Here is a 12,500-nt window from a genome sequence, read left to right on the forward strand (position 1 = left end):
GGTCAAATCCAATCAGTAAGAAGCGAGCATGTTAAGAACTTGCACGAAGGCAAGAAACGAGCATATTAAAGAGTTGCAACGTCGGATATCTTGCGTTTCGGGGTCAGTTTTACCCCAGCTTTCGCAAGAAACGTTTCTCGGCGGTGGATTTTCTCTCGTTTCCTGCCAAAGCGTTCCCGTGCCGGGCGGCCGCGCCGCCAGCAGGAGTCTGCAGGACCATTCAGGGAGCAAAAACGCCGGGCGGGCTCAACGCCGTAAGGCGGGCCGCCGGCCATTCAAGACCAGCACATTGCGCCGGGCCGCGAGCATCTTGTGAATGCTGCCGCCCTGAAGACCATGGGGTAAGGCAAGACACCAAAAACTAAAACAAACCCCGCTCACGCCGGGTAGGCATGGCGGGGCAGATACGGCTGATTATTACTTCACAACCACCGCGGCCGACTTGATGATCGCGTCGGACAGGGTCACGCCCTGCTTGGCGGCCGCGCCCGGGTTCACGTAGAGCTCGAGCTTGGAGATCGTTTCCGAAGGGATGGCGCCGGGCTTCTCGCCCTTCAGGATGCGCACCACCACCTTGCCTGTCTGCACGCCCAGGTCGCGGTAGTTGATGCCCAGGGCGGCGATGCCACCGCGCTTGACGCTGTCGGTGTCGGACGCGATCAGCGGGATCTTGGCGTCGTTGCCGACCTTGACCAGCGACTCATAGGCCGACACGACGTTGTTGTCGGTGTTGGTGTAGATGACGTCGACCTTGCCGATCAGGCTGCGGGCCGCGGAAGCCACGTCCACCGAACGCGGCGCGGCCGCTTCGACCAGGCTCATGCCCGACTTCGGCAGGATTTCCTGCAGCTTCTTCACAACCACGACCGAGTTGGCTTCGCCCGGGTTGTAGACAATGCCCACGCGCTTGGCGTTGGGGACGATTTTCTTGATCAGTTCGACCTGCTTGTCCAGGGCCAGCAGATCCGACACGCCGGTCACGTTGGTGCCCGAGGCGTCCATGCTGGCGACCAGCTGGGCGGCGACCGGATCGGTCACGGCGGAATACACCACCGGCACGTCCTTGGTGGCCGCGACGACGGCCTGGGCCGAGGGCGTGGCGATCGCGACGATGGCGTCGGGCTTGTCGCCGACGAACTTGCGCGCGATCTGGGCGGCGGTGCCGTTGTTGCCCTGGGCGCTCTGGTATTGCCACTTCAGGTTCTTGCCCGGCTCGTAGCCGGCTTGCTTGAGGGCGTCCTGCACCCCGTCACGCACGGCGTCCAGCGCCGGATGCTCGACGATGGCGGTCACCGCCACCGACTTCTGCTGCGCCGCCACCGGCGCGGCGATAGCCATCGCCAGCGCCATGGCGCCAACCGTCAGAAAATGTTTTTTTCCGATCAGCATAGTTAAGCTCCTTGAACCCTTGTATTTGCTCATTATTACGGCGCCGCTGGCGGCTCCCCGCCGGCCGGACTAGCCATAAAGCCGTATAGTCTAACTTGCCGCCCACCCAAAACGTTTCGGGGGAATCCCTGAAATGGTGCATGCCGCAACGGCATGCCCCGCGACGGGGCGCAGCGGCGTAAATATACTGAAAAAGCCCGGAATCGCATCGGCCGGATACCCAGAAACCGGACTTTTTACCCGCCGCCAACCGCAGCATCCAGAGGCCTCACCATGATCAAACGCGCATTGGGCCGTTCCGGCCTGCAGATCCCCCCGCTCACCTTCGGCGGCAACGTCTTCGGCTGGACCGTCGACGAAGCCGGCACCTACTCGCTGCTGGACGCGCTGGTGGACGCCGGCCTGAACTTCATCGACACGGCGGATGTGTATTCCCGTTGGGTTCCGGGCAACCAGGGCGGGGAATCCGAAGCCCTGATCGGCAAATGGCTCAAGCGCTCGGGCAAGCGCGACCGGGTACTGATCGCCACCAAGGTCGGCATGGAGATGGGGCCCGACGCCAAGGGCCTGGCGCCGGCCTACATCCGCCGTTCGCTGGAAGCTTCCCTGGCCCGGCTGCAAACGGACCACATCGACCTGTACCAGTCGCACCAGGACGATCCCGACACGCCGCTGACCGATACCCTGGCCGAATACGCCAAACACATCGAATCTGGCAAGGTGCGCGCCATCGGCGCATCCAACTACACCGCGGTGCGGCTGTCGGAAGCGCTGATCGCGAGCGAGCGGCACAGCCTGCCGCGCTACGAGAGCATTCAACCCGAGTACAACCTGTACCGGCGCGAGCCCTTCGAGTCGGGCTTGCAAAGCCTGGTGAAGACGCAGCAGATGGGTACGATCAACTACTACGCGCTGGCCAGCGGGTTCCTCAGCGGCAAATACCGCAGCGCGGCCGACGCAGGCAAGAGCCCACGCGGCCGCAAGATCGTCGAGGCCTATCTCAACGAGCGCGGCTACCGCATCCTGAAAGCGCTGGACGAAGTGTCCGAGGATGCCGGCTGCACGCCCGCCCAGGCCGCACTGGCCTGGCAGATCGCGCAACCCGGCATCACCTCGCCCATCGTCAGCGCGACCTCGCTGGAACAACTGGACGAATTGGTCAAGGCTGCCAGCCTGACGCTGACGCATGATCAGCTGGCCAAGCTGAGCCAGGCGAGTGAATGGCGGTGAGGGTAGGCGCGCGCCATAGGACGCGCGCCTGACTTACGGCCATCAATCCAGCTTCACCCCCGAGTCCTTCACCACCTTGGCCCAACGCCCAACCTCGCTGTCGACGAACTTGCCGAACTCGGCGCCTGTCAGCGTGGGCACGGCCGAACCGTTGCCGGCCCAGGTTTCCTTGATCTTCGGCGCGTTCAAGGCCTTGGTGATCTCGGCGCTCATCCTGTCCACGGCTTCCTTGGGCGTGCCTGCGGGCGCCCAGATCGCGTACCAGGTCGACACCACGTAGTTCGGCACGCCGGCCTCGGCGGCGGTCGGCACGTCGGGCAGCGATTGCGAACGCTCGGTGGCGGCCACGGCCAGCGGCTTGATCGTGCCGGAACGGATATGGCCCGCGGACGAACCCAGGCCGTCGAACGCCAGGTCCACCTGCCCGCCGATCAGGGCCGACAGCATGGGCCCCGCGCCCTGGTAGGGCACGTCCACCAGCTTGATGCCGGTCTGCATGGCGAACAGTTCGCCGGCCAGGTGGTGCGTGCTGCCCTTGCCCGCCGTGCCGAAGTTGATTTCTCCGGGACGCTTCTTGGCGTAGTCGATCAGTTCCTGGACCGTCTTCACCGGCAGCTTGGCCGGATTGATGACGATGACCTGCGGCGGCTGCGCCACCAGCGCTACCGGCACGAAGTCCTTCTGGATGTCGTAGTTCAGGTTCTTGTACAGCGAGGGGGCCAAGGCGTGATGCGCGCCGCCCATGAAGAAGGTATAGCCGTCGGGCCTGGCCTTGGCCGCGACGCCCGCGCCCACGGTCCCGCCTGCCCCGCCCTTGTTGTCGATGACCACGGGCTGGCCTAGCTGCGTGGTCAGTTGCTGGGCCAGCGGACGAGCGAAGGTGTCCGTGCCGCCGCCGGCGGGGAACGGGACGATCAGCGTGATCGGGCGTTCGGGCCATTGCGCGGCGGCGACACCGCCAAAACCCAGGGCGGCCACGGCGAACACGGCCGCGGCGGTGGTGCGATATTTCATATTGTCTCCTCTTGCTGCAGCATGGGGACGGCGCGGTTTTGTGCGTCTCGTCTCTTGAAGTTCTTGTAGGGAATGGGCTGCCTGGACCTGCGGTTGGGTGTGGACGTGGACTCCTGAAAGATGGCCTGCACAGCGCGAACGCCGCGCCCGGCCGGGAAAATCCGCTACCCGGAGCCGGGCAGCGGTCCGGGCGAACGTCAGAGCGTCTTATAGGTTTCGCGCAACACGTTCTTCTGCACCTTGCCCATCGTGTTGCGCGGCAGTTCGCCGACGATGTGCAGGCGCTTGGGCACCTTGAAATTGGCGATGCGCGATTTCAGCTCGGCCTGCATGGCGTCCGCGTCCAGCGCCACGCCATCCTTGGGCACCACCACTGCCACCACGGCCTCGCCGAAATCGGCATGCGGCACGCCGATGACCGCCGATTCAGCCACGCCGGGCATGTCGTCGATCAGCGTCTCGATTTCCTTGGGGTAGACGTTGAATCCGCCGGAAATGATCAGGTCCTTGCTGCGGCCCACGATGGACAGGTAGTCCGCGGGCACATCGCGTCCGGCGGACTCGCCGCCCCAGCGGCCCACGTCCCCGGTCTTGAACCAGCCGTCCGCGGTGAATTCCTCGCGGGTCTTTTCCGGCATGCGCCAGTAGCCCGAGAACACGTTCGGTCCGCGCACCTGCACATTGCCGATCTCGCCCGGCGCGAGCGCGATGCCGGCATCGTCGACCACCCGCACCTGCACGCCAGGCAAGGCGCGGCCCACGGTGCCTGCCAGGCGCTCGCCCAGCTTGGGGTCATAGGGATTGGAGGTGAGCATGACCGTCTCGCTCATGCCGTAGCGTTCCAGGATGGCGTGGCCGCTGCGCTGCTGGAAGTCCGAGAAGGTCTCGGCCAGCAAGGGCGCCGAACCCGAAATGAAGAGGCGCATGTTGGCGCAAACGTCGCGGTCGAAGCGCGGGTCGGCCAACAGGCGCACGTAGTAGGTCGGCACGCCCATCATTACCGTGCTCTGCGGCAGGTAGCGCAGGGCCTGGTCGACGTCCAGCTTGGGCAGCCAGATCATCCTGGCGCCGGCCAGCAAGGCGCCATGCGAGGCCACGAACAGCCCGTGCACATGGAAGATGGGCAGCATGTGCAGCAGCACGTCGTCCGAGCGCCAGCCCCAGTACTCGTGCAGCACTCGGGCATTGGCCGCCAAGTTGCCATGCGACAGCATCGCGCCCTTGCTGCGGCCGGTGGTGCCGGAGGTGTACAGAATGGCGGCCAGGTCATCGGGCTGGCGCGCCACGGTCTTGAAGGTCTGCGGCAGACCGCCGGCGGCATCCAGCAGCGAGCCGCTGCGGTCCTCGTCCAGCGTGTACACGTGCGCGGTGCCTGCCTTGTCGGCAGCGCGCTGCACCCAGTCCAGGTTCTTGCTGGCGCAGACCACCACGGCCGGCTCGGCGTTGCCCAGGAAGTACTCGATTTCCGATTCGCGGTAGGCGGTGTTCAGCGGCAGGTACACCAGGCCGGCGCGCAGCGTGGCCAGGTACAGCAGCAGCGCTTCGGGTGATTTCTCGACCTGCACCGCCACACGCGAACCCGCCGGCAGGTCCAGCGAGGTCAGCAGGTTGGCCAGGCACGCGGTGGCGCGATCAATATCGTCCCAGGTGTATTGCAGGTCGGGCGTTTCCAGCGCGACTTTGCTGCGGTCTTTGGGAAAGCCGCCTTGCAGGACAGCGTATAGATTTGCGTTGCTCACCTTGTCTAGTCTCCGGAAAAGGAAGGGTCCTCGCCGGCCAGGAAAGCGCGCACGCCCTCCTTGTGGTCCCGGCTGTCGGCGTACGAGAAATAATCCTGGTATTCGGCTTCGGTCAAAGCGCCGCCCGCGGCGAGCCTGCGCGACAAACGCTTGTTGATGCGGGCCGCCAGCGGCGCGCCGGCGGCGATGCGCCGGGCGCTGCGCGTGGCCGCGTCGGCCACCTGGTCGTCGGCGACGATGCGGGTCAGCAGGCCGAGTTCGCGGGCCTCTTCGGCGCCGAAGACGCGGCCTTCGAGCAGGATGGCCAGGGTGGCGGCGCGCCCGACCAGGGCCAGCAGGCCGCTCATTTCGTCGGGTGCCATGGGAAAGCCCAGGCGGTTGATCGGCACGCCGAAGCGAGCCGACTCGCCGGCGATCCGCAGATCGCACTGGCTGGCGATCTCCAGGCCGCCGCCCACGCATACGCCCTCGATCTGCGCCACCACAGGATGCGGACACAGGGCGACCGCCTGCAGGGCAGGCGCCAGCACCTCGCGGTGGTAGCGCTGTACGCCGGCCATGTCGCCGCGCTGCGCGGGGAATTCGCGGATGTCGGCGCCGGCGGCGAAATTGCCGCCCTCGCCGCGCACGATCACGCAGCGCAGGGCGTCGTCCTGCGCGACACGGGTGAATACGTCCCGCAGTTCATGCCACATGCCCACCGTGATCGCGTTCAGGCGCCCCGGGTGCGACAGCGTCACCCGGGCCAGATCGCCCTCGCGCTCCAGCAGCACGCGGCCGGCCACGTTGTCCGTCATGTCTCCTGCCCTCTTTCTTATGTTGTTGGGTAGCGGGCGCGGCGCTTACGCCACGCGTCCCACGCCGCGGCTGACCTGCGGCTTGCCTTCTCCCAGCAGGGCCAGGTTGTCGTCCAGTTCGTCCAGGTCGTAGAGGTAGTTCACCATCATGCCGCAGGACTGCTTGAGCCCCTTGACCGAGGTATCCGCGGCCCAGTTGAGCCGTTCGATGCGCGCACCGTTGCCCAGGTGAAAACGCGCCACCGCGTCCACCGGCATGCCGTTCTTCATGGACTGCAGATAATTGGCCGTCAGGCGGAAAGCGGCACGCTTGACCACGTCCACGGCCTTGCCTTGGGCCGCCTTGGCCAGGCGCGCGACCCAGCGCTGCCCATCGGGCACGCCCTCGCGCTTGCGCGACTTGGCGCGCACCTTGTCCTCGCGCACGATGGCCTCCACCGCCTCGGCGTCCAGCTTGGCCAGCCAATCGGCGAAGCCCGGGATGGGCGACAGCGTGGCGAAGGACTTCAGCTTGGGCAGTTCGTGCAGCAGCTGCTCGACCACCCGCTTGAGCAGGAAATTGCCGAAGCTGATGCCCTTCAGGCCGGGCTGCGTGTTGGAGATGGAATAGAAGATGGCCCAGCGCGCCTTGTCCAGGTCCTGCGGCGGCAAGGTGCTGTCCAGCAGCACCTGCACGTTGTCGGCCATCTGGCTGGCGAAGGCCACTTCCACGAAGATGAGCGGCACGCCCGGCATTTGCGGATGGAAGTAGGCGTAGCAGCGGCGGTCCGGCGAAACGCGGCGGCGCAGGTCGTCCCAGGAGGTGATCTCGTGCACGGCCTCGTAGAGGATCAGCTTTTCCAGCAGCGACGCCGGCGAATCCCAGGTCAGCGGCCGCAATTCCAGCAGGCCCACGTCGAACCAGGCGGACAGCAGGCCTTCGAGATCCTTGTCCAGCGTCTGGATGCCCGCCACCTGCTTGCGCCAGCGCAGCATGTCCGCGCGCAGTTCGACCAGGAAGCGCAGGCCCTGGGGCTGGGCGTTGAAGCGCTTGAACAGGCGCACGCCCTCGCCGCCGTCGCCCGCATAGCCGCCGCGCGCCTGCGCCAGCGCCGTCAGCATCAGCCGGCGGTCCTTGCCGTCCGCGGCGCTGTACTGCTCGCACCAGCGGCGCGCCAGCTTGTTGGCGGCCACATCGGTCAGGCGCGCTTCGAACAGGCGCCGGACTTCGGATTCGCTGGGCAGCCGGCCGCGTTCCCACAGTTTGCCCAGGCGGGACATCAGGCCGGCGCTTTCAGCGGCGGCAGCAGCGGCAACGGCCGGCGCGGCACCGGCCGCCGCCTCGACGGCATCGGCCTCGGGCTCAGGCGTGCGTGCGCCGCGCGCGGGTGCGAGATTGGCGGGTGCGGACATGGGCGGGCTCCTCGATGACGATGGGATCGGACGGCGCCGCGTCGGCAGCATCCGCATGGCTCAATGCGCGCAGCGCTTCCAGCTGCCGCATCAGATGGTTGTGCGCGAGCGCTTGCGCGGCCTCGCAGTCGTGCGCCTTGAGCGCCTCGAATATGGCCAGGTGCTCGGCGCAGGACTGCTGGATGCGGCCCGGCTGCGACAGACTGCGGTGGCGCGACAGGCTCAGCACCTTGCGCAGATTGCCCACCATGTCCGACAGCCATTGGTTGCCGGCCAGCGCCTGCACCGCCTCGTGGATCAGGTAATTGGTCTTGTAGTAGGCATCGATGCGGCCGGCCTGGGCGTGGCCCGCCAGCGCCGCGTGCAGCGGCTCAAGTTCGGCCAGTTGCGCATCGCTGGCCTTGCGCGCGGCCTCGAAGGCGCAGCGCCCTTCCAGCATGGCCATCAGTGGGAAGATGTCTTCCAGGTCTTGCGCCGACAGCTCGTTGACGAAGCAGCCCCGGCGCGGCTCCAGCCGCACCAGCCCTTCGGTGGCCAGCACCTTGAGCGCCTCGCGCAAGGGAGTGCGCGAAATGCCCAGCTCGCCCGCCAGGCGCAATTCGTCGATCCATTCGCCGTTACGCAGGGAGCGCGCATGGATCATGCCGCGCAGGCGGTCCGCGACTTCCAGGTAGAGGGCTTGCCGGACGATGGGTAGGGTCATGGGTCAGCGGCCTGGACTATGCCGTAATTCATAATTATGAATAAGACCATGATAGAGCCGGATGCGGGAAAAAGAAAACCCCTTACGTCTCGGTAGCTACCCTAAGAAAAAAAGGGCCCCCCGCCTTGCGGAGGCCCGGTGGCCCGTCCTTGGAAAATTGGACTGGACGTCAGAAGTGCAATACCCCGTCCACCGCGTGGCGGGTCAGCGAGCGGGCCCAACGGCGCGCCGGCAGGCCGTACTTGGCCTCCACCACCTCGGCCCGGGCCAGCAATTCGGCGGGCGTGACTTCCAGTCGCGGACCGGAGAATGCCAGCACGATCTGGTTGCCCGCTTCGACTTCGGGCAGCAGCACGATGCGGTCGTCGAAGGCCTTGGAGAGGTTGTCGATGTTCTTGCCGAAGCTCTCGTGGCGGCCGAACAGGTTCACGGCCAGCACGCCGACCTCGCCCAGCACGCGGCGGCAGTCGCGGTAGAACTTCACGCTATCGCGCACCGGTCCCTCGGCGGAAGCGTCGTACAGGTCCACCATCAGCACCGGGCAGCGCCCCGCGTTCAGGGGATCGGCCACCCAGGCGCCAGCATCGGCGTGCTCGACTTCGAGACGATTCGCGCCAGGCAGACGGAAGAACATATGGCAGGCCGCCGTCACGCGCGGATTCCACTCCACGGCCAGCAGCGGGCTGCGCGTGTGCTTGACGCAGTAGCGCGCCAGCGAGCCGGCGCCCAGGCCCAGCATGCCGATGGCTTCGTCCTTGGGCGGCTCCAGGAACAGCAGCCAGGCCATCATCTGGGCGGTGTATTCGAGCACCAGCTCCGACGGATTCTTGATGCGCATGGCGCCCTGGACCCAGACGGTGTTGAAGTGCAGATAGCGGACGCCGTCCACCTCGGACAGGGTCGGCTGGTCCAGCTCGGAAGGAAAGTTCGATTTGTGCATGGCGGCGATTGTAGGTCGGACGCCGCCCTTGCGTCAGGCGCCCGACCATGGCGCTAGGCCGCCTGCCTGACGCCCCCGCCCTCCCAGATGCGTTCCAGCAGTTCCGCGCGCGACGCTTCCGCCTGCAGGCTGGCTGCCAGGCGCAGCACCCGCTTCAGATACAGATGCGCATCGCACTCCCAGGTGACGCCCAGGGCGCCATGGACCTGGATGGCGTTCTGCGCGGCGCGCCGGCCGGCTTCGACCACCAGCAGCGGCGCGAAGAGGCTGTCGCGTTCCGTCGTGGCGGCGCCCGCATCATGCGCCGCGACGGCCGCGATGCCCGCCAGTCTGGCGTCGTCCAAGGCCATCCAATCCTCGGCCAAGCGATGCTTGATCGCCTGGTTGGCGCCAATGGCGCGGTCGAACTGGCGGCGCTCGCGCGCATGGGCTGCGGCCATTTCCAGCGCGGCCGAGGCCGCCCCCAGCAGCTCGGCCGAACGCAGCAGGCGCAGCCGCGTGCGCAACCGCTCCCAGGTTCCAGCCTCGACCTCCAGTTCGACGCTCTCCAGCACCCGCGGACGGACCACGCGCGCCACGGGCATGGTCGGATCGAGTCCGGCGGAACCGGACACTGGCGCCAACACCTCCAAGCGCAGGTGGGTGGCGTCCAGGCGCCGCGCCGCCAGGACGCGCACGCCCTCGCCCGCGCCTTCGATAAAGGCGGAGCCGTCGGGACGCATGGCGGCGTCGGCGAAATACGTATCGCCCGCCATCACGGCACCCGCCCATTGCGCGGCCAACCCTGCCGCTCCCGCCGCGCACAAGGTTGGCAGCACCACCATATTGGCCGCCAGCGGCAGGCTCAGCAGGTGCCGCCCGGCGGCTTCGGCCACGATCCAGGCTTCACGCATGCCCAGTCCCAGCCCGTCCTGTTCGGCCGGCGCCAGCAAGGCCGGCCAGCCCTGGGCGGCGATCTCGCGCCACTGCGCCAGGCGCGCTTCATAGGGCTTGCAGGCCGCGGCGCGGGCCACGGATGGCGGATGGCGGTCGGCCAGAAATCGCCGGGCCGCGTCGTCCAGCATGCGCTGGTCTTCGGTCGGATGCAGATCCATGAGGTTCAAGCCTTGGGCAGGCCGAGCATCTGCTCGGCGATGATATTGCGCTGGATTTCGGAGGTGCCCGCCAGTATGGTTTCGGCGCGCGACCACAGGTAGGCGTGCGTCAGTTCGGCGGCATGCGCGTCGGGCGCGCCGTCCGCCAGGCATGCGTCCTCGCCCAGCAATTGCAGCGACAGTTCCAGCAAGCGCTGATGTGCTTCGCTCCAATGGATCTTGGTGGACGAGCCCTCCGGCCCCGGCGGATCCCCGCGCATCGCGCCGGCCAGCGCGCGCTGCGATTTCAGCGCCAGCACGTGACTGTCGGCCGCCAGCCACGCCCACTGCTGGCGCACCGCCGCCGAAGACGCCGGCACATGGCCATGGGCATCGGCGCGCAAGGCCAGTTCGCGCACCTCGCTCAGTTCCTGCGCGAAGCGCACCAACCGCGGGATGAAGTAAGTGCCGCGCTCGAAACTGGCGGCGGCCATGGCTATCTTCCAGCCCTGGTTCGGCTCGCCCAGCAGGCAGTCCCCGGGCACGAACACGTCTTCGAAGAACACCTCGCAGAATTCGGCCTCGCCCGTGATCTGCCGGATGGGTTCGACCCGTACGCCGGGGCTGCGCATGTCGACCAGCAGGAAGCTCAGGCCCCTGTGCTTGGCCGCCTGCGGATCGGTACGCGCCAGCACGAAGCACCACTGCGCGCGGTCGGCGAACGAGGTCCAGATCTTGTGGCCGTTCAGCCGATAGCCGCCGGGCGCGGCCTCCGCCCGTGTGCGCACCGACGCCAGGTCGGAGCCGGCGCCCGGCTCCGAATAGCCCTGGCACCAGACTTCGCGGTTCGACAGAATGCCGGGCAGGAAACGGCGCTTCTGCGCCTCGCTGCCGAAATGCAGCAGGGTCGGCGCCAGGATGCCGTGTCCGATCAGGTTCACGCCTAGCGGCGCGCCGCAGCGCGCGTGCTCTTCGTGGAACACCGCCTGCCGCGACAGCGGCAGGGCGCGGCCCCCGTGTTCCTTGGGCCAGCCCAGCCCGGACCAGCCGTTGGCGCACAGGGTGTCCTCCCACGCGCGCCTGAAATCCAGGCTGCGCGGATCCGCCCCACCCGGCCAATCCTTGACGAAACGGGCGTAGGCCGATGCCAGCCAGCCGCGCAGGTCCAGGCGGAACGCCTCATCTTCCCGCGCGGCGCTTTCCAACTGCGTCATGCCATTACTCCAGGCGGATGTTCGAGTCGCGCGCGACCTTGGCCCAGGTGGTCACGTCCTGGCGGATGAAGGCGGCGAAAGTCTTGGGATCGCTGCCGATGATGTCCAGCCCCAGGCCGGTGAACTGCGCCTTGACGTCGGGCTGCTGCAGGATCTGCGCCAGGTTGCTGTAGATCTTGTCCACCACCGGCTGCGGCGTGCGCGCCGGCGCCACCAGGCCCAGCCAGGGCATGGCCGAATAGCCCGGCAGGCCCGAGGCCGCCACCGTCGGCAGGTCCGGCACCGAGGCCGAAGGCTGGGCGGTGGTCACCGCCAGCACGCGCAGCTTGCCGTCCTTGACGAAGGGGCCGGACGAGGCCCAGGCATCGAACATGACCTGCAGGCGGCCCGCCACCAGATCGTTGAGCGCCGGCGCACTGCCCTTGTACGGGATGTGCGTCATCTGCACGCCCGCCATGCTGTTGAAGAGTTCGGCCTCCAGATGGGTCGAACTGCCCGTGCCGACCGAGCCGTAGCTCACTTTGCCCGGATTGGCCTTCAGGTAGGCGATCAGTTCGCCCACATTCTTGGCCGGCACCGAGGGATGTACCTCCAGCACGTGCACCACCGAGGCCACTTGGCTGATGGGCGCGAAGTCCTTGATCGGGTCGTAGTTCACCTTGGCGTAAATGCTGGGCGCGATGCCCAGCGACGAGGCCGCCATCAGCAAGGTATAGCCATCGGGTTCGGCGCGCGACACGTAGTCGGACGCGATCATGGTGCCGCCGCCCGGCTTGTTCTCGACGATCACCGGCTGACCCAGCTTGCCGCTGAGCTTTTCCGCCAGCAAGCGGCTCATGATGTCGGTCGCGCCGCCTGGTGAGAACGGCACCACGATGCGTATCGGGCGGTTGGGATAGCTGTCCTGGGCCATGGTCTGGCCCGTGACGCCGATGCAAGCCAGCGCGACGCCGGCCAATAGTTTCTTCATCATGCTTGTCTCCTCCTGGGGGGCATTGCGCGCTTGGCG

The 12,500-nt window shown here is 67.2% G+C and carries 11 protein-coding genes; 1 reads left to right on the forward strand and 10 read right to left on the reverse strand.

The window, feature by feature from the left end:
- Positions 1-417: 417 nt before the first annotated feature.
- Positions 418-1,389, reverse strand: a complete 972-nt coding sequence (locus tag AXYL_RS21795; RefSeq protein WP_013395028.1) for an ABC transporter substrate-binding protein — start codon at positions 1,387-1,389, stop codon at positions 418-420.
- A 273-nt stretch (positions 1,390-1,662) separates the two neighbouring features.
- Here AXYL_RS21795 and AXYL_RS21800 point away from each other — a divergent pair, with 273 nt between their 5' ends.
- Positions 1,663-2,619, forward strand: a complete 957-nt coding sequence (locus tag AXYL_RS21800) for an aldo/keto reductase (RefSeq protein WP_013395029.1) — start codon at positions 1,663-1,665, stop codon at positions 2,617-2,619.
- Between the two features lie 42 nt (positions 2,620-2,661).
- On the opposite strand, the gene AXYL_RS21805 is transcribed toward AXYL_RS21800, so the two are convergent.
- The 9 genes from AXYL_RS21805 to AXYL_RS21845 all read right to left on the reverse strand — a co-directional run bounded on the left by AXYL_RS21805 (position 2,662) and on the right by AXYL_RS21845 (position 12,464).
- On the reverse strand, positions 2,662-3,633 hold the full coding sequence (locus AXYL_RS21805) for a Bug family tripartite tricarboxylate transporter substrate binding protein (protein ID WP_013395030.1): 972 nt from the start codon (positions 3,631-3,633) through the stop codon (positions 2,662-2,664).
- Positions 3,634-3,830: 197 nt separating this feature from the next.
- Positions 3,831-5,372 carry a malonate--CoA ligase gene (locus AXYL_RS21810; protein ID WP_013395031.1) on the reverse strand — a complete coding sequence of 514 codons (1,542 nt, stop codon included), beginning with the start codon at positions 5,370-5,372 and terminating at the stop codon, positions 3,831-3,833.
- Positions 5,373-5,377: 5 nt separating this feature from the next.
- Positions 5,378-6,169: an enoyl-CoA hydratase/isomerase family protein gene (locus AXYL_RS21815; protein ID WP_013395032.1), complete on the reverse strand. Its 792-nt coding sequence runs from the start codon at positions 6,167-6,169 to the stop codon at positions 5,378-5,380.
- A 45-nt stretch (positions 6,170-6,214) separates the two neighbouring features.
- Entirely contained in the window at positions 6,215-7,561 is a 1,347-nt protein-coding gene (locus AXYL_RS21820; protein ID WP_013395033.1) for a malonyl-CoA decarboxylase domain-containing protein, read from the reverse strand.
- Complete coding sequence (locus AXYL_RS21825) at positions 7,512-8,264, reverse strand: GntR family transcriptional regulator (RefSeq protein ID WP_013395034.1); 753 nt, start codon at positions 8,262-8,264, stop codon at positions 7,512-7,514. Before AXYL_RS21825 ends, AXYL_RS21820 begins: the two co-directional genes overlap by 50 nt.
- Before the next feature lie 169 nt (positions 8,265-8,433).
- A complete protein-coding gene (locus AXYL_RS21830; RefSeq protein ID WP_013395035.1) occupies positions 8,434-9,204 on the reverse strand; it encodes a spermidine synthase in 771 nt (256 codons plus the stop codon).
- Between the two features lie 53 nt (positions 9,205-9,257).
- Positions 9,258-10,298: an acyl-CoA dehydrogenase family protein gene (locus tag AXYL_RS21835; RefSeq protein ID WP_013395036.1), complete on the reverse strand. Its 1,041-nt coding sequence runs from the start codon at positions 10,296-10,298 to the stop codon at positions 9,258-9,260.
- 5 nt (positions 10,299-10,303) lie between these two features.
- Positions 10,304-11,491, reverse strand: a complete 1,188-nt coding sequence (locus AXYL_RS21840; protein ID WP_013395037.1) for an acyl-CoA dehydrogenase family protein — start codon at positions 11,489-11,491, stop codon at positions 10,304-10,306.
- A 4-nt stretch (positions 11,492-11,495) separates the two neighbouring features.
- Positions 11,496-12,464 (reverse strand): Bug family tripartite tricarboxylate transporter substrate binding protein, encoded by a 969-nt coding sequence (locus AXYL_RS21845; RefSeq protein WP_013395038.1) that lies wholly within the window; start codon positions 12,462-12,464, stop codon positions 11,496-11,498.
- Between the last annotated feature and the right edge of the window lie 36 nt (positions 12,465-12,500).

It is taken from the genome of Achromobacter xylosoxidans A8 (assembly GCF_000165835.1).
Lineage (GTDB): Bacteria > Pseudomonadota > Gammaproteobacteria > Burkholderiales > Burkholderiaceae_B > Achromobacter > Achromobacter xylosoxidans_B.

Excerpts from the sequence above, each read along its gene's own strand:
- AXYL_RS21815 (WP_013395032.1), bottom strand. The coding sequence starts at position 6,169 with ATGACGGACAACGTGGCCGGCCGCGTGCTGCTGGAGCGCGAGGGCGAT.
- AXYL_RS21835 (WP_013395036.1), bottom strand. The coding sequence starts at position 10,298 with ATGGATCTGCATCCGACCGAAGACCAGCGCATGCTGGACGACGCGGCC.
- AXYL_RS21800 (WP_013395029.1), top strand. The coding sequence starts at position 1,663 with ATGATCAAACGCGCATTGGGCCGTTCCGGCCTGCAGATCCCCCCGCTC.
- AXYL_RS21825 (WP_013395034.1), bottom strand. The coding sequence starts at position 8,264 with ATGACCCTACCCATCGTCCGGCAAGCCCTCTACCTGGAAGTCGCGGAC.
- AXYL_RS21845 (WP_013395038.1), bottom strand. The coding sequence starts at position 12,464 with ATGATGAAGAAACTATTGGCCGGCGTCGCGCTGGCTTGCATCGGCGTC.
- AXYL_RS21820 (WP_013395033.1), bottom strand. The coding sequence starts at position 7,561 with ATGTCCGCACCCGCCAATCTCGCACCCGCGCGCGGCGCACGCACGCCT.
- AXYL_RS21795 (WP_013395028.1), bottom strand. The coding sequence starts at position 1,389 with ATGCTGATCGGAAAAAAACATTTTCTGACGGTTGGCGCCATGGCGCTG.
- AXYL_RS21805 (WP_013395030.1), bottom strand. The coding sequence starts at position 3,633 with ATGAAATATCGCACCACCGCCGCGGCCGTGTTCGCCGTGGCCGCCCTG.
- AXYL_RS21840 (WP_013395037.1), bottom strand. The coding sequence starts at position 11,491 with ATGACGCAGTTGGAAAGCGCCGCGCGGGAAGATGAGGCGTTCCGCCTG.
- AXYL_RS21830 (WP_013395035.1), bottom strand. The coding sequence starts at position 9,204 with ATGCACAAATCGAACTTTCCTTCCGAGCTGGACCAGCCGACCCTGTCC.